The sequence below is a fragment of the Micromonospora sp. DT46 genome (assembly GCF_049841735.1).
GTDB classification, from domain to species: domain Bacteria; phylum Actinomycetota; class Actinomycetes; order Mycobacteriales; family Micromonosporaceae; genus Micromonospora; species Micromonospora reichwaldensis.
In genome coordinates this window covers 346,075-360,504 of record NZ_JBNCKW010000002.1, presented here as the reverse complement: position 1 = coordinate 360,504, position 14,430 = coordinate 346,075, and the positions used below count along the sequence as shown (strand labels likewise).

Sequence of the window (14,430 nt, the reverse complement as noted above, 5' to 3'; positions counted from 1 at the left end):
CAGGAGGACCCGTGACGGAACCGGCGCGCTACCCGGGCGGCGATCCCGTGGCGCACCCCGCCGCGCATCCCGACGCCCCGCCCGGCGGGACGCAGTGGGCGCGACCCGACGCGGGCACTCCGTCCGTCGCGCCGGGGTACCCGCCGCCGGTGGCGCCCATGAACGCCCCGTCCGGGGGAGGGGACCCGGGCCCGCCGCCGGCGTCGCCCTGGGGCGCCTCGCCCGGGGCAGGGGTCCCGGGCCCGTCGTCGGTGTCCCCGTGGGGTGCCTCGCCCGGGGCAGGGGGGCCGTCGCCGGCCCCGGGGTGGGGTCCGGGCCCGTTCGCCCCGCCATCGCCGCCGCGCGAGGCCGCCCGGCCGCCGAAGCGGGTCGACCCGGTCGCGGGCACGTCCTTCGGCGTGGTGCACCTCGACGTGCCGCCGGTCACCTCCGGCCTGGCCGTGGGTTCGCTGGTGGCCGGGATCGTCTCGACGCTTGTCGCGTTGCTCGTGATCTGTGTCGGCGCGGTCGGCGGCGTGGGCGGCGCCTGGGCGGCCGGCGCCTTCACGGTGCTGGGCGTCCTGGCCGGCGCGGGCGCCGTCGTGGCCGGCCTGCTGGGGATGCGGCAGATCCGGCGTCCGGCCGCCCCGCCGGCGGTCCGGTTCACCGGGCGGGGCCTGGCGGTGGCCGGCGTCAGCTGTGGCGGGGCGGGGCTGCTGCTCAGCCTGCTCGGCCTGGGGCTGGCGTTGCTGCTGACGCTCGGGTGACGCCCGCGCCCGCCCGTGAGGCGTGACGGCGGCCGTGACGGGGTCGACGGGCCGGTCCGCGCGGAAGCCGGTACACTTGGGTCCGTAGGTGCCCACCACGGGCGGGTAGGCGCGACGGGTTCGATCGGCAGGCGGTGGACGCTCCGCAGGCCGCTCCGTTTTGACCTGTGCGGTTGTGGTAGGTACTCTTTCCCCTTGTGCCCGGGCCAGCCCGGGCAACTCGTGCGTGCGCTGGATCCGGTGAGCCGGAGATCGCGTGGGAGCACGACAAAGCCAAAGATCCGGCGCGCGGCCTGCCGTGCGCCGGTGCAAGACCCCGTCGACAACGCGCGAGCGTCGGCGCCGGGGCCGTGAGCTGGGCGACACGCCCGACCGCGGGTGCCGGGACCACCGCGAGGTGGCCCTGGTCGGAATGTAGGAGAGTCGACCATCTGGTCGGCTACGGCAGACGGTGCGGCCGCCACCAGGCGGTCGAAGGGAGCGGAGAAACCCGGTGCCCACGATCCAGCAGCTGGTCCGAAAGGGCCGCCAGGCTAAGACGAGTAAGACCAAGACCCCGGCGCTGAAGGGTTCCCCTCAGCGGCGCGGCGTGTGCACCCGCGTGTACACCACCACCCCGAAGAAGCCGAACTCGGCGCTGCGCAAGGTCGCTCGTGTCAAGCTCAGCAGCCAGATCGAGGTGACCGCCTACATCCCGGGCGTCGGCCACAACCTGCAGGAGCACTCGATCGTGCTCGTCCGCGGCGGCCGGGTGAAGGACCTCCCCGGCGTGCGTTACAAGATCGTCCGCGGTTCGCTGGACACCCAGGGTGTCCGCAACCGCAAGCAGGCGCGCAGCCGTTACGGCGCGAAGAAGGAGAAGAGCTGACATGCCGCGTAAGGGACCCGCTCCGCGGAAGCCGCTGGTCGCTGACCCGGTGTACAACTCGCCGCTGGTCACCCAGTTGGTGAACAAGATCCTCCTGCGTGGTAAGCGTCAGCTCGCCGAGCGCATCGTCTACGCCGCCCTCGAGGGCTGCCGTGAGAAGTCCGGCACCGACCCGGTCGTCACCCTCAAGCGGGCGATGGACAACGTCAAGCCGACTCTCGAGGTGCGTAGCCGCCGCGTCGGTGGCGCCACCTACCAGGTCCCGGTCGAGGTCCGCCCCGCCCGGGCGACCACCCTGGGCCTGCGCTGGCTGGTCACCTACTCCCGCGCCCGTCGTGAGAAGACCATGATCGAGCGGCTGATGAACGAGCTGCTGGACGCGAGCAACGGCCTCGGTGCCGCCGTCAAGCGGCGCGAGGACACGCACAAGATGGCCGAGTCCAACAAGGCCTTCGCGCACTACCGCTGGTAACACCCTGGTTCCGGCGCCCGCGAGGGCGCCGGAACCGCCACCAGTTGTGTCGAGACGACGATAAGTAGGGATTGAAGTGGCCGCCGCAGACGCGCTCGCCAACGTACGCAACATCGGCATCATGGCCCACATCGATGCCGGTAAGACCACCACCACCGAGCGGATCCTGTTCTACACCGGCATCACGTACAAGATCGGTGAGGTCCACGAGGGCGGTGCCGTCATGGACTGGATGGAGCAGGAGCAGGAGCGTGGTATCACCATCACCTCCGCTGCTACCAAGTGTGAGTGGAAGGGCCACACGATCCAGATCATCGACACGCCCGGCCACGTCGACTTCACGGTCGAGGTCGAGCGGTCGCTGCGGGTGCTGGACGGCGCGGTCGCGGTCTACGACGGTGTCGCCGGCGTGGAGCCGCAGACGGAGAACGTCTGGCGGCAGGCGGACAAGTACAACGTCCCCCGGATGTGCTTCGTCAACAAGCTCGACCGGACCGGTGCCGACTTCTTCCGCTGCGTGCAGATGATGATCGACCGGCTCAACGCCACCCCGCTGGTCCTCCAGATCCCGATCGGCGCCGAGTCCGACTTCATCGGCGTGGTCGACCTGGTCGAGATGCGGGCCCTCACCTGGCGCGGCGAGACGCAGAAGGGTGAGGACTACGCGATCGAGGAGATCCCGGCCGACCTCGCCGACTCCGCCGCGGAGTGGCGCGAGAAGCTGGTGGAGACCCTGGCCGACGTCGACGACGCGGTGATGGAGAAGTACCTGGAGGGCGAGGAGATCTCCGTCGAGGAGATGAAGGACGCCATCCGTCGGGCCACCATCGCCGGCAAGGCCAACCCGGTCCTCACCGGCACCGCCTTCAAGAACAAGGGCATCCAGCCGATGCTGGACGCGGTCATCGCGTACCTGCCGTCGCCGCTGGACATCCCGGCGATCGAGGGTACGGCCACCGACGGCGAGACCCCGCTGCAGCGGAAGCCGTCGAAGTCGGAGCCCTTCTCGGGCCTCGCCTTCAAGATCCAGACGGACAAGCACCTCGGCAAGCTCACCTACGTGCGGATCTACTCCGGCACGCTCGAGTCCGGCTCCCAGGTGGTCAATTCCACCAAGGACCGCAAGGAGCGGATCGGCAAGATCTACCAGATGCACGCCAACAAGCGGGAAGAGCGCAGCTCGGCCCAGGCTGGCGACATCATCGCGGTGCAGGGTCTCAAGCAGACCACCACCGGTGACACCCTGTGCGACCCGGCGAACCCGGTCATCCTGGAGTCGATGACCTTCCCGGAGCCGGTCATCGAGGTCGCCATCGAGCCGAAGACCAAGGCCGACCAGGAGAAGCTCAGCACCGCCATCCAGCGGCTGGCCGAGGAGGACCCGACCTTCCGCGTCAAGCTGGACGACCAGACCGGTCAGACGGTCATCTCCGGCATGGGCGAGCTGCACCTGGACATCCTGGTCGACCGGATGCGCCGCGAGTTCAACGTCGAGGCCAACATCGGTAAGCCGCAGGTGGCGTACCGCGAGACCATCCGCCGCAAGGTGGACAAGGTCGAGTACACCCACAAGAAGCAGACCGGTGGTTCCGGCCAGTACGCCCGGGTGATCATCAGCCTGGAGCCGCTGCCGCTCGGCAACGACGCCCCGACCTACGAGTTCGCCAACGCCGTCACCGGTGGCCGCATCCCCCGGGAGTTCATCCCGTCGGTGGACGCGGGCGCGCAGGACGCCATGCAGTACGGCATCCTCGCCGGCTTCCCGCTGGTGGGTGTCAAGCTCACCCTGCTGGACGGCCAGTACCACGAGGTCGACTCGTCGGAAATGGCATTCAAGATCGCCGGCTCGATGGTGATGAAGGAGGCGGCCCGCAAGGCCGACCCCGCGCTCCTCGAGCCGATGATGGCCGTTGAGGTCACCACTCCTGAGGAGAACATGGGTGACGTCATCGGCGACCTCAACTCCCGCCGCGGCATCATCCAGGCGATGGAGGAGCGCAGCGGCGCCCGCGTCGTCAAGGCTCTGGTGCCGTTGTCGGAGATGTTCGGCTACGTCGGCGACCTGCGGTCGAAGACCCAGGGCCGGGCTAGCTACAGCATGCAGTTCGACTCCTACGCCGAGGTTCCGTCCTCGGTCGCGAAGGAGATCATCGCCAAGGCGACGGGTGAGTGACCCTCACCTGACGTGATCGATGATCCGAGGCGGTCGCGGGAGGGTGCTCCCGCCCGCGACCACCTCGGTCGGAACGCGTGAGACCGGGCCTGTAGGCTTCATCGCCGCAGAACCCACCAAAGCTCTCCGGCCGTCAGGCCGGAAAGGCTGTCGACAGAGTCCTAAGCGCCGACCGGCGCGCCGGGCGTACGAACCAAGAAGTCCACAGGAGGACCCAGTGGCGAAGGCGAAGTTCGAGCGGACTAAGCCGCACGTCAACATCGGCACCATTGGTCACATCGACCACGGTAAGACGACGCTGACGGCGGCCATCACCAAGGTCCTGCACGACCAGTACCCGGACCTGAACCCGTACACGCCGTTCGACGAGATCGACAAGGCGCCGGAGGAGAAGGCCCGCGGCATCACGATCTCCATCGCGCACGTCGAGTACCAGACCGAGGCGCGGCACTACGCGCACGTCGACTGCCCCGGTCACGCCGACTACATCAAGAACATGATCACCGGTGCCGCCCAGATGGACGGCGCGATCCTGGTGGTCGCGGCGACCGACGGCCCGATGCCGCAGACCCGCGAGCACGTGCTGCTGGCCCGCCAGGTCGGCGTGCCGTACATCGTCGTGGCGCTCAACAAGAGCGACATGGTCGACGACGAGGAGCTCCTGGAGCTCGTCGAGCTCGAGGTCCGTGAGCTGCTGTCGAACCAGGAGTACCCGGGCGACGACCTGCCGGTCGTGCGGGTCTCGGCGCTGAAGGCCCTCGAGGGTGACCCCGAGTGGACCGGCAAGCTGCTGGACCTGATGACCGCGGTCGACACCGCGATCCCGCAGCCGGAGCGCGAGACCGAGAAGCCGTTCCTCATGCCCATCGAGGACGTCTTCACGATCACCGGTCGTGGCACGGTCGTCACCGGCCGCGCCGAGCGTGGCGTGCTCAAGCCGAACGAGGAGGTGGAGATCGTCGGCATCCGCGAGAAGTCGATGAAGACCACCTGCACCGGCATCGAGATGTTCCGCAAGCTGCTCGACGAGGCCCGCGCGGGCGAGAACGTCGGTCTGCTGCTGCGTGGCATCAAGCGCGAGGACGTCGAGCGCGGCATGGTCGTCATCAAGCCGGGCACCACGACCCCGCACACGGAGTTCGAGGCGACGGTCTACATCCTCTCCAAGGAGGAGGGTGGCCGCCACACCCCGTTCTTCCAGAACTACCGTCCGCAGTTCTACTTCCGGACCACGGACGTCACCGGTGTCGTCACCCTCCCCGAGGGCACCGAGATGGTCATGCCGGGTGACAACACCACCATGACGGTGAAGCTGATCCAGCCCATCGCCATGGAGGAGAACCTCAAGTTCGCGATCCGCGAGGGTGGCCGCACCGTCGGCGCCGGGTTCGTCACCAAGATCATCAAGTGAGCTAGGTAACCCCGATTAGACCCGCCGCCGGTCGTGCGGCATACTAGTCAGGTTGCGTAACGACAGTTCGCTGCCTGTGTTCGGCTTTCGCTGAACCTCCGGGTGGCAGAGCAGTCGAGCGTAGGGTGGTTGGCGGCCCGTCCGCCAACCACCCTCGCACGGCGTTCAGGTCGCGGTAGTGCGATCGACGCCTTGACCCACCGCGCGGTCAGAGTCGCTCCGGAGTCCCGGGGCGGAGCCTGGCCCGAGGGCGCGACACGCCCGACCGCGGGGGTCGGCGAAGTGGGCCTGTGCCAGCCGGTACAGGCGCCCGCAACACAGCGGCATCGAGAGAAGGAACAGAAGCCACCATGGCGGGACAGAAGATCCGCATCCGGCTCAAGGCCTATGACCACGAGGTCGTCGACTCCTCGGCTCGGAAGATCGTCGAGACGGTGACGCGTACCGGGGCGCAGGTCGCGGGCCCGGTGCCGCTGCCCACGGAGATCAACCGTTTCTGCGTTATCCGCTCGCCGCACAAGTACAAGGACTCGCGCGAGCACTTCGAGATGCGCACGCACAAGCGGCTGATCGACATCATCGACCCGACCCCGAAGACGGTCGACTCGCTCATGCGCCTCGACCTGCCGGCTGGCGTCGACATCGAGATCAAGCTGTAGGGACCGGACAAATGGACAGGCAAGTCAAGGGGATCCTGGGCGCCAAGCTCGGCATGACCCAGGTCTGGGACAACAACCGTGTTGTCCCGGTGACCGTGGTCGAGGCCGGCCCGTGCGTCATCAGCCAGGTTCGTAGCGCCGAGAAGGACGGTTACTCCGCGGTCCAGCTCGCGTACGGCACGATCGACCCGCGCAAGGTCAAGAAGCCGATCAGCGGGCACTACGCGAAGGCCGACGTCGCGCCGCGCCGGCACATCGTCGAGCTGCGCACCGCCGACGCGGCGGACTACTCGCTCGGCCAGGAGATCACGGTCGAGGAGTTCCCGGTCGGCGTCTCCATCGACGTGACCGGCAAGACCAAGGGCAAGGGCTACGCCGGCCCGATGAAGCGGCACGGCTTCCACGGTCTGCGCGCCAGCCACGGTGTCGAGCGCAAGCACCGCTCGCCGGGCTCCATCGGCGCCTGCGCCACCCCGGGTCGTGTCTTCAAGGGCACCCGGATGGCCGGCCGCATGGGTGGCGTGCGCTACACCGTGCAGAACCTGACCGTCCAGGCGGTCGACACCGAGAACAACCTCCTGCTCGTCCGTGGCGCCATTCCCGGCCCCAAGGGCGCGCTGGTCCTGGTCCGTACCGCGGCCAAGACCAAGGCGAAGAAGGGCGGTGCGGCCAAGTGACCACCGTTGACGTCCTCACCGTCGAAGGCTCCAAGAGCGGCTCCGTCGAGCTGCCCGCCGACATCTTCGACGTCCAGGCCAACGTCGCGCTGATGCACCAGGTCGTGGTGGCCCAGCTCGCGGCGGCCCGGCAGGGCACGCACAAGGTCAAGACCCGCGGCGAGGTCGCCGGTGGCGGCAAGAAGCCGTACAAGCAGAAGGGCACCGGTCGCGCCCGGCAGGGCTCGATCCGCGCGCCGCAGTTCGCCGGCGGTGGCGTCGTGCACGGCCCCGTGCCGCGCGACTACAGCCAGCGGACCCCGAAGAAGATGAAGGCCGCCGCCCTGCGTGGCGCCCTCTCCGACCGGGCCCGCGCCGGGCAGGTGCACGTCGTCGAGGCGTTCGTCTCGGGTGAGAAGCCGTCGACCAAGGCCGCCCTGGCCACGCTGACCAAGCTGACCGAGGCCCGTCGGGTCCTGGTCGTGCTGAGCAGCACCGACGAGCTGAACTGGGTGTCGCTGCGCAACGAGCCGCGGGTGCACCTGATCGAGGCCGGCCAGCTCAACACGTACGACGTGCTGGTGGCCGACGACGTGGTCTTCACCAAGGACGCCCTGGACGAGTTCCTGGGTGTTCCCGCCGAGACCACCGAGGAGGGTGGCAAGTGAGCACGATCGCCGACCCGCGCGACATCATCGTGGCGCCGGTCGTCTCGGAGAAGAGCTACAGCGAGCTGAACCGCAACTGGTACACCTTCCTGGTGCACCCGGACGCGAACAAGACCGAGATCAAGATCGCGATCCAGCAGATCTTCGACGTCCGCGTCCTGACGGTCAACACGCTCAACCGCCAGGGCAAGCGCAAGCGGACCAAGACCGGTTTCGGGCAGCGTAAGGCCACCAAGCGGGCGATCGTGAAGCTGGCTGACGGTGACCGTATCGAGGCCTTCGGCGGCCCGGTCAGCTGAGGGGTGTAGACAATGGCTATCCGTAAGTACAAGCCGACGACGCCGGGCCGGCGTGGCTCCAGCGTCGCCGACTTCGCTGAGATCACCCGGTCGACGCCCGAGAAGTCGCTGCTGGCTCCGCTGCCGAAGAAGGGCGGGCGTAACGCCCACGGCCGGATCACCGCGCGGCACCACGGTGGCGGCCACAAGCGCCAGTACCGTCTGATCGACTTCAAGCGGGTCGACAAGGACGGCGTGCCGGCGAAGGTCGCCCACATCGAGTACGACCCGAACCGCACCGCGCGCATCGCGCTGCTGCACTACGCCGACGGCGAGAAGCGCTACATCCTCGCGCCGAAGGACATGAAGCAGGGCGACCGCGTCGAGTCGGGTCCGGGCGCCGACATCAAGCCGGGCAACAACCTGCCGCTGCGCAACATCCCGGTCGGTACCACGATCCACAACGTGGAGCTGCGTCCGGGCGGCGGCGCCAAGCTGGCCCGCTCGGCCGGCGTCGGCATCCAGCTGCTCGGCCGTGAGGGTGTGTACGCGACCCTGCGCATGCCGTCCGGCGAGATCCGGCGGGTCGACGTCCGCTGCCGCGCCAGCATCGGCGAGATCGGCAACGCCGACCAGTCGAACATCAACTGGGGCAAGGCCGGCCGTATGCGGTGGAAGGGCAAGCGCCCGACCGTCCGTGGTGTCGCGATGAACCCGGTCGACCACCCGCACGGTGGTGGTGAGGGTAAGACCTCCGGTGGTCGCCACCCGGTCAACCCGCAGGGTAAGCCCGAGGGCCGCACCCGTCGTAAGGGCCAGCCGAGTGACCGGCTGATCGTCCGCCGCCGCTACGCCACGCGTAAGCGCGGCTGAGGGAGATAAGACATGCCTCGCAGCCTGAAGAAGGGCCCGTTCATCGACGACCACCTGCTCAAGAAGGTGGAGACGCAGAACGACAAGGGCTCGAAGAACGTCATCAAGACCTGGTCGCGGCGCTCGACGATCATCCCCGAGATGCTGGGCCACACGATCGCCGTGCACGACGGACGCAAGCACGTCCCGGTGTTCGTGACCGAGGCGATGGTCGGGCACAAGCTCGGCGAGTTCGCGCTGACCCGCACGTTCAAGGGTCACGAGAAGGACGACCGGAAGAGCCGTCGGCGCTGACGCCGCGGGCATACGGATAGAGGAACAAGGGGTTACAGCGATGCCAGGAAAGGGCGACGCTCCGGTGCTTCCGGGCGCGCGGGCGATTGCGCGGCACGTGCGCATCTCGCCGATGAAGGCGCGCCGGGTGGTCAACCTCGTCCGCGGCCTGCCCGCGAAGGAGGCGCTCACGGTGCTGCAGTTCGCGCCGCAGGCTGCGAGCGAGCAGGTGTACAAGGTGCTCGCGAGCGCCATCGCCAACGCGGAGAACAACGAGCGGCTGGACCCCGACGCGCTGCTCGTCAGCGAGGCGTACGTCGACGAGGGCCCGACCATGAAGCGGTTCCAGCCGCGGGCGCAGGGCCGGGCGTACCGGATCCGCAAGCGCACCTGCCACATCACCGTCGCGGTGGAGGCGGTGGCGCCGGCCGCGCCGAAGAAGGCGGCCGCGAAGAAGGCTGCCCCGGCGAAGCAGGCGGAGCCGGCCGAGACGCAGAGCAAGACGGAGGACGCCGAGTAATGGGTCAGAAGGTTCACCCGCACGGGTTCCGGCTCGGCATCTCGACCGACTGGAAGTCCCGCTGGTTCGCGGACAAGCTCTACAAGGACTACATCGGCGAGGATGTCAAGATCCGCCGCATGATGTCCAAGGGCCTCGAGCGCGCCGGCATCTCCAAGGTCGACATCGAGCGCACCCGCGACCGGGTCCGCGTCGACATCCACACCGCCCGGCCGGGCATCGTCATCGGCCGTAAGGGTGCGGAGGCCGACCGGATCCGCGGCGAGCTCGAGAAGCTGACCGGCAAGCAGGTCCAGCTGAACATCATCGAGGTGAAGAACCCCGAGTCGGACGCGCAGCTCGTCGCACAGGGTGTGGCTGAGCAGCTCTCCAGCCGGGTCAGCTTCCGTCGGGCGATGCGCAAGGCCATGCAGTCCGCGATGAAGAACCCGGTCTGCAAGGGCATCCGGGTCCAGGTCTCGGGTCGCCTCGGCGGCGCCGAGATGAGCCGGACCGAGTTCTACCGCGAGGGCCGGGTTCCGCTGCACACGCTGCGGGCCAACATCGAGTACGGCTTCTTCGAGGCCCGTACGAGCTTCGGCCGGATCGGCGTGAAGGTCTGGATCTACAAGGGCGACGCGGTGCCGGGCCGGGAGACCCCGACCGAGGCTCCGTCGCGTCCGCGCCGTGACCGTGGCGACCGCCCGGAGCGGCCGCGCCGTGGTCGGTCCGGCTCGTCCGGCACGACCGCCGGCGGGACCGAGGCCGGCCGGGCCGCCGCCGCGACGACCATCGCGCAGCAGGCCGAGACGCCGAGTGGTGACGCGGTGGATCCCGCCGCCGTCGCCGCCGCGGCAGAAACGCAGCAGGAGGGCTGACAGATGCTGATGCCGCGCAAGCCCCCGAAGGGCTTCCGCAAGCCGCACCACCCGGACCGCAGTGGCGCGTCCAAGGGTGGTAACCGGGTGGTGTTCGGCGAGTTCGGGATCCAGGCTCTCGAGCCGGCGTACGTGACGAACCGCCAGATCGAGTCGGCGCGTATCGCGATGACCCGCCACATCAAGCGTGGTGGCAAGGTCTGGATCACGATCTTCCCGGACCAGGCTCTCACCAAGAAGCCGGCGGAGACCCGGATGGGTTCCGGTAAGGGCTCGCCCGAGTGGTGGGTCGCCAACGTCAAGCCGGGGCGGGTTCTCTTCGAGATGTCCTTCCCCAACGAGCAGATCGCGCGAGAGGCGATGCGTCGCGCGATCCACAAGCTCCCGATGAAGTGCCGCATTGTTACGCGCGAAGTGGGTGAATCCTGATGGCAGCGGGCGTTAAGGCCTCCGAGCTGCGTGAGCTCTCCGAGGAGGAGCTGGTCACGAAGCTGCGCGAGGCCAAGGCGGAGCTGTTCAACCTCCGCGTGCAGGCCGCGACCGGCCAGCTGGACAACAACCGGCGGTTGCAGGTCATCCGTCGGGAGATCGCCCGGATCTACACGATCATGCGTGAGCGCGAGCTGGGTCTCTCGGCCGCGCCGACTGAGGTGACTGCATCATGAGCGAGAACACCACCACCGCCGCCGCGCGGGCCCGCCGCAAGGTGCGTGAGGGCCTCGTGGTCAGCGACAAGATGGAAAAGACCGTCGTCGTCGAGGTCGAGGACCGGGTCAAGCACGCGCTGTACGGCAAGATCATGCGCCGTACGCGCAAGTTGAAGGTGCACGACGAGCAGAACACCGCCGGCATCGGCGACCGGGTCATGATCATGGAGACCCGGCCGCTGTCCGCCACGAAGCGGTGGCGGATCGTGGAGATCCTGGAAAAGGCCAAGTAGCGAAGGCTCGAGCTCGCCCGGCGTCAGTCGGGCGCGGGTTCCGCCAGGCTCCGGCCGCCATGCGCGGCCGGAGAACCGGCAGACATAGGAGATAGACGTGATTCAGCAGGAGTCGCGACTGCGCGTCGCCGACAACACGGGTGCCCGGGAGATCCTGTGCATCCGGGTTCTCGGTGGCTCCGGTCGGCGCTACGCGAGTATCGGCGACGTCATCGTGGCCACCGTCAAGGACGCGATCCCGGGTGCCGGTGTGAAGAAGGGCGACGTCGTCAAGGCCGTCGTCGTTCGCACCGCCAAGGAGAGGCGGCGGCCGGACGGTTCGTACATCCGCTTCGACGAGAACGCCGCCGTCATCATCAAGGACGGCGGGGACCCGCGCGGTACCCGCATCTTCGGCCCGGTGGGCCGGGAGCTGCGGGACAAGCGGTTCATGAAGATCATCTCTCTCGCGCCGGAGGTGTTGTGACCGTGAAGGTCAAGAAGGGCGACACGGTCGTCGTCATCGCCGGCAAGGACAAGGGTGCCAAGGGTAAGGTCATCGCGGCCTACCCGCGGCAGGACAAGGTCCTGGTCGAGGGCGTGAACCGGGTCAAGAAGCACACCCGCATCAGCACCACCCAGCGTGGCGCCAAGACCGGTGGCATCGTCACCCAGGAGGCCCCGATCCACGTCTCGAACGTGCAGGTCCTGGACTCCGACGGCAAGCCGACCCGCGTCGGTTACCGGATCGACGACAACGGCCAGAAGGTCCGCATCGCGCGTAGCACCGGTAAGGACCTGTGATGACCACGGCTACCGAAACCAAGACCATGCCGCGCCTCAAGGAGCGGTACCGCAACGAGATCGTGGCGCAGCTGCAGGAGCAGCACCAGTTCGGCAACCCGATGCAGGTGCCGCGGCTCGTCAAGATCGTCGTCAACATGGGTGTCGGCGAGGCCGCCCGGGACGCCAAGCTGATCGACGGCGCCGTCCGGGACCTGGCCACCATCACCGGCCAGAAGCCGCAGGTGCGGCGGGCGACCAAGTCCATCGCGCAGTTCAAGCTCCGCGAGGGCATGCCGATCGGCGCGAAGGTGACCCTCCGCGGCGACCGGATGTGGGAGTTCCTGGACCGGCTGCTGTCGATCGCGCTGCCGCGTATCCGCGACTTCCGCGGTCTGGACGGGCGCAAGCTCGACGGGCACGGCAACTACACGTTCGGTCTGACCGAGCAGTCGGTGTTCCACGAGATCGACCAGGACAAGATCGATCGGCAGCGGGGCATGGACATCACGGTGGTCACGACCGCCACGACCGACGACGAGGGCCGGGCGCTGCTCAAGCTCCTGGGCTTCCCGTTCAAGGAGAACTGAGATGGCCAAGAAGGCGCTGATCATCAAGGCGGCCGCGAAGCCGAAGTTCTCGGTTCGCGCGTACACCCGCTGCCAGCGGTGCGGGCGCCCCAAGGCGGTCTACCGCAAGTTCGGTCTCTGCCGGGTCTGCATCCGGGAGATGGCCCACCGCGGTGAGCTGCCGGGCGTGTCCAAGGCTTCCTGGTAAGGGCGACCGCGTCCCGGCCTTCGGGCCGGGACCCCTTGCACCGATCACGTATTGCTCTTCGCCGTAGGCCCGGGGCGTGTCGCCTCGGGAACCCCGGCGAGAAAGGCTGACGAAATCCATGACGATGACCGACCCGATCGCAGACATGCTCACGCGTCTGCGTAACGCCAACCAGGCGTACCACGACCAGGTGACGATGCCCTACTCGAAGATCAAGGCGAACATCGCCGAGGTCCTCAAGGCCGAGGGCTACATCGCCACCTGGTCGGTCGAGGAGCCCGAGGAGGGCGCCGTCGGCAAGCGACTGGTCGTCGAGCTGAAGTACGGCCAGAACCGGGAGCGGAGCCTGGCCGGCATCAAGCGAGTGTCCAAGCCCGGTCTGCGGGTTTACGCCAAGTCGGACGGGCTCCCGCGGGTGCTCGGCGGGCTGGGCGTGGCGATCATTTCGACGTCCCAGGGGCTGCTGACCGACCGGCAGGCCCGCAAGCGGAGCGTTGGCGGGGAAGTCCTCGCCTTCGTCTGGTAACGGGAGACAGGTAGAAATGTCGCGTATTGGACGTAAGTCGATCCCGGTGCCGACCGGCGTCGACATCACGATCGACGGGCAGACCGTCAAGGTCAAGGGCCCGAAGGGCGAGCTCTCGCACACCCTGGCCGAGCCGATCACGATCGACCGGGCCGAGGACGGGCAGCTGAACGTCAACCGCCCGAACGACGAGCGCAAGGCCAAGGAACTGCACGGCCTCAGCCGTACCCTGGTCGCCAACATGATCGTCGGCGTCACCGAGGGCTACCGCAAGAGCCTGGAGATCGCCGGCACCGGTTACCGCGTGACCGCCAAGGGCAAGGACCTGGAGTTCGCGCTCGGGTTCTCGCACCCGGTGCACGTGCCGGCGCCGGACGGCATCACCTTCACGGTGGAGAGGCCGACGCTGTTCCACGTGGCCGGCATCGACAAGCAGCTCGTCGGTGAGGTTGCCGCCAACATCCGGAAGATCCGCCCGCCGGAGCCCTACAAGGGCAAGGGCGTGAAGTACCAGGGCGAGGTCATCCGCCGCAAGGCTGGAAAGGCAGGTAAGAAGTGAGCGCCACGCTGCTCAAGCGCCGCCGCGGCGTCGCCGCCAAGCGTGCCGTCGGGCGTGCGCGCCGGCACTTCCGGGTCCGCAAGAACGTCAGCGGCACCGCCGAGCGTCCCCGCCTCGTGGTCACCCGCTCCCTGCGGCACATCGTGGCCCAGATCGTGGACGACACCAAGGGTCACACCCTGGCGTCGGCCTCGACCCTGGACGCCTCGCTGCGCGGCACGGAGGGCGACAAGAGCGCCCTGGCCGGCAAGGTCGGCGCCCTGCTCGCCGAGCGTGCCAAGGCCGCCGGCGTCTCCAAGGTCGTCTTCGACCGCGGTGGCAACCGGTACGCGGGGCGGGTCGCCGCGCTTGCCGACGCCGCCCGCGAAGCCGGGCTCGAGTTCTAGAAACCCCGTCACGAGAGAGAAGGAAG

Annotated in this window: 23 protein-coding genes; all 23 read left to right on the top strand. The window is 68.5% G+C overall.

Annotation, left to right across the window (positions count from 1 at the left end; translation table 11 throughout):
- Nucleotides 1-398 precede the first annotated feature (398 nt).
- The 23 genes from ACLQ20_RS05955 to rplR all read left to right on the top strand — a co-directional run bounded on the left by ACLQ20_RS05955 (nt 399) and on the right by rplR (nt 14,404).
- Nucleotides 399-746: a hypothetical protein gene (locus tag ACLQ20_RS05955; protein WP_327029603.1), complete on the top strand. Its 348-nt coding sequence runs from the start codon at nt 399-401 to the stop codon at nt 744-746.
- A 493-nt stretch (nt 747-1,239) separates the two neighbouring features.
- Nucleotides 1,240-1,614, top strand: a complete 375-nt coding sequence (gene rpsL, locus ACLQ20_RS05950; RefSeq protein WP_014440718.1) for a 30S ribosomal protein S12 — start codon at nt 1,240-1,242, stop codon at nt 1,612-1,614.
- Between the two features lies 1 nt (nt 1,615).
- Nucleotides 1,616-2,086 (top strand): 30S ribosomal protein S7, encoded by a 471-nt coding sequence (rpsG, locus tag ACLQ20_RS05945; RefSeq protein ID WP_077938296.1) that lies wholly within the window; start codon nt 1,616-1,618, stop codon nt 2,084-2,086.
- 76 nt (nt 2,087-2,162) lie between these two features.
- Complete coding sequence (gene fusA / locus ACLQ20_RS05940) at nt 2,163-4,259, top strand: elongation factor G (RefSeq protein ID WP_151453325.1); 2,097 nt, start codon at nt 2,163-2,165, stop codon at nt 4,257-4,259.
- A 217-nt stretch (nt 4,260-4,476) separates the two neighbouring features.
- Nucleotides 4,477-5,670 (top strand): elongation factor Tu, encoded by a 1,194-nt coding sequence (tuf, locus tag ACLQ20_RS05935; protein ID WP_151453326.1) that lies wholly within the window; start codon nt 4,477-4,479, stop codon nt 5,668-5,670.
- Nucleotides 5,671-6,020: 350 nt separating this feature from the next.
- Nucleotides 6,021-6,329: a 30S ribosomal protein S10 gene (gene rpsJ / locus ACLQ20_RS05930; protein ID WP_007073037.1), complete on the top strand. Its 309-nt coding sequence runs from the start codon at nt 6,021-6,023 to the stop codon at nt 6,327-6,329.
- An 11-nt stretch (nt 6,330-6,340) separates the two neighbouring features.
- Nucleotides 6,341-7,006 carry a 50S ribosomal protein L3 gene (gene rplC, locus ACLQ20_RS05925; protein WP_151453327.1) on the top strand — a complete coding sequence of 222 codons (666 nt, stop codon included), beginning with the start codon at nt 6,341-6,343 and terminating at the stop codon, nt 7,004-7,006.
- The gene (gene rplD / locus ACLQ20_RS05920) at nt 7,003-7,653 is read left to right on the top strand and encodes a 50S ribosomal protein L4 (RefSeq protein WP_151453328.1); all 651 of its coding nucleotides are present in this window, start codon (nt 7,003-7,005) and stop codon (nt 7,651-7,653) included. The genes rplC and rplD overlap by 4 nt, the downstream gene beginning before the upstream one ends.
- On the top strand, nt 7,650-7,952 hold the full coding sequence (gene rplW, locus ACLQ20_RS05915) for a 50S ribosomal protein L23 (protein WP_088998352.1): 303 nt from the start codon (nt 7,650-7,652) through the stop codon (nt 7,950-7,952). The genes rplD and rplW overlap by 4 nt, the downstream gene beginning before the upstream one ends.
- A 12-nt stretch (nt 7,953-7,964) precedes the next feature.
- Nucleotides 7,965-8,804 (top strand): 50S ribosomal protein L2, encoded by an 840-nt coding sequence (gene rplB / locus ACLQ20_RS05910; protein WP_091627702.1) that lies wholly within the window; start codon nt 7,965-7,967, stop codon nt 8,802-8,804.
- A 12-nt stretch (nt 8,805-8,816) separates the two neighbouring features.
- Complete coding sequence (rpsS, locus tag ACLQ20_RS05905; protein WP_088647003.1) at nt 8,817-9,098, top strand: 30S ribosomal protein S19; 282 nt, start codon at nt 8,817-8,819, stop codon at nt 9,096-9,098.
- Between the two features lie 40 nt (nt 9,099-9,138).
- On the top strand, nt 9,139-9,597 hold the full coding sequence (gene rplV, locus ACLQ20_RS05900; protein ID WP_327029602.1) for a 50S ribosomal protein L22: 459 nt from the start codon (nt 9,139-9,141) through the stop codon (nt 9,595-9,597).
- Nucleotides 9,597-10,454, top strand: coding sequence for a 30S ribosomal protein S3 (gene rpsC, locus ACLQ20_RS05895; protein WP_151453330.1), 858 nt, complete (start codon nt 9,597-9,599; stop codon nt 10,452-10,454). Before rplV ends, rpsC begins: the two co-directional genes overlap by 1 nt.
- A 3-nt stretch (nt 10,455-10,457) precedes the next feature.
- Entirely contained in the window at nt 10,458-10,883 is a 426-nt protein-coding gene (gene rplP / locus ACLQ20_RS05890) for a 50S ribosomal protein L16 (RefSeq protein ID WP_007465292.1), read from the top strand.
- Nucleotides 10,883-11,119: a 50S ribosomal protein L29 gene (rpmC, locus tag ACLQ20_RS05885; protein ID WP_007073028.1), complete on the top strand. Its 237-nt coding sequence runs from the start codon at nt 10,883-10,885 to the stop codon at nt 11,117-11,119. The genes rplP and rpmC overlap by 1 nt, the downstream gene beginning before the upstream one ends.
- Entirely contained in the window at nt 11,116-11,394 is a 279-nt protein-coding gene (gene rpsQ / locus ACLQ20_RS05880) for a 30S ribosomal protein S17 (protein WP_151453331.1), read from the top strand. Before rpmC ends, rpsQ begins: the two co-directional genes overlap by 4 nt.
- Before the next feature lie 97 nt (nt 11,395-11,491).
- Nucleotides 11,492-11,860: a 50S ribosomal protein L14 gene (gene rplN / locus ACLQ20_RS05875; RefSeq protein WP_007465279.1), complete on the top strand. Its 369-nt coding sequence runs from the start codon at nt 11,492-11,494 to the stop codon at nt 11,858-11,860.
- Nucleotides 11,857-12,177, top strand: a complete 321-nt coding sequence (gene rplX / locus ACLQ20_RS05870; protein ID WP_007465276.1) for a 50S ribosomal protein L24 — start codon at nt 11,857-11,859, stop codon at nt 12,175-12,177. Before rplN ends, rplX begins: the two co-directional genes overlap by 4 nt.
- Nucleotides 12,177-12,746: a 50S ribosomal protein L5 gene (gene rplE, locus ACLQ20_RS05865; protein WP_132230905.1), complete on the top strand. Its 570-nt coding sequence runs from the start codon at nt 12,177-12,179 to the stop codon at nt 12,744-12,746. The genes rplX and rplE overlap by 1 nt, the downstream gene beginning before the upstream one ends.
- A 1-nt stretch (nt 12,747) precedes the next feature.
- A complete protein-coding gene (locus tag ACLQ20_RS05860) occupies nt 12,748-12,933 on the top strand; it encodes a type Z 30S ribosomal protein S14 (protein ID WP_007465272.1) in 186 nt (61 codons plus the stop codon).
- A gap of 118 nt (nt 12,934-13,051) precedes the next feature.
- Nucleotides 13,052-13,459 (top strand): 30S ribosomal protein S8, encoded by a 408-nt coding sequence (gene rpsH, locus ACLQ20_RS05855; protein WP_073828943.1) that lies wholly within the window; start codon nt 13,052-13,054, stop codon nt 13,457-13,459.
- Nucleotides 13,460-13,475: 16 nt separating this feature from the next.
- The gene (gene rplF / locus ACLQ20_RS05850; protein WP_132230906.1) at nt 13,476-14,018 is read left to right on the top strand and encodes a 50S ribosomal protein L6; all 543 of its coding nucleotides are present in this window, start codon (nt 13,476-13,478) and stop codon (nt 14,016-14,018) included.
- Entirely contained in the window at nt 14,015-14,404 is a 390-nt protein-coding gene (gene rplR / locus ACLQ20_RS05845) for a 50S ribosomal protein L18 (protein WP_088998360.1), read from the top strand. The genes rplF and rplR overlap by 4 nt, the downstream gene beginning before the upstream one ends.
- The last annotated feature ends 26 nt before the right edge of the window (nt 14,405-14,430 follow it).

Coding starts and splice junctions, on each gene's coding strand:
- ACLQ20_RS05860 (WP_007465272.1), top strand. CDS start 12,748: ATGGCCAAGAAGGCGCTGATCATCAAGGCGGCCGCGAAGCCGAAGTTC.
- rplC (WP_151453327.1), top strand. CDS start 6,341: ATGGACAGGCAAGTCAAGGGGATCCTGGGCGCCAAGCTCGGCATGACC.
- rpsH (WP_073828943.1), top strand. CDS start 13,052: ATGACGATGACCGACCCGATCGCAGACATGCTCACGCGTCTGCGTAAC.
- rplF (WP_132230906.1), top strand. CDS start 13,476: ATGTCGCGTATTGGACGTAAGTCGATCCCGGTGCCGACCGGCGTCGAC.
- rpsJ (WP_007073037.1), top strand. CDS start 6,021: ATGGCGGGACAGAAGATCCGCATCCGGCTCAAGGCCTATGACCACGAG.
- rplV (WP_327029602.1), top strand. CDS start 9,139: ATGCCAGGAAAGGGCGACGCTCCGGTGCTTCCGGGCGCGCGGGCGATT.
- rpsC (WP_151453330.1), top strand. CDS start 9,597: ATGGGTCAGAAGGTTCACCCGCACGGGTTCCGGCTCGGCATCTCGACC.
- rplP (WP_007465292.1), top strand. CDS start 10,458: ATGCTGATGCCGCGCAAGCCCCCGAAGGGCTTCCGCAAGCCGCACCAC.
- rplB (WP_091627702.1), top strand. CDS start 7,965: ATGGCTATCCGTAAGTACAAGCCGACGACGCCGGGCCGGCGTGGCTCC.
- rpsQ (WP_151453331.1), top strand. CDS start 11,116: ATGAGCGAGAACACCACCACCGCCGCCGCGCGGGCCCGCCGCAAGGTG.
- rpmC (WP_007073028.1), top strand. CDS start 10,883: ATGGCAGCGGGCGTTAAGGCCTCCGAGCTGCGTGAGCTCTCCGAGGAG.
- rpsG (WP_077938296.1), top strand. CDS start 1,616: ATGCCGCGTAAGGGACCCGCTCCGCGGAAGCCGCTGGTCGCTGACCCG.
- rpsS (WP_088647003.1), top strand. CDS start 8,817: ATGCCTCGCAGCCTGAAGAAGGGCCCGTTCATCGACGACCACCTGCTC.
- rplE (WP_132230905.1), top strand. CDS start 12,177: ATGACCACGGCTACCGAAACCAAGACCATGCCGCGCCTCAAGGAGCGG.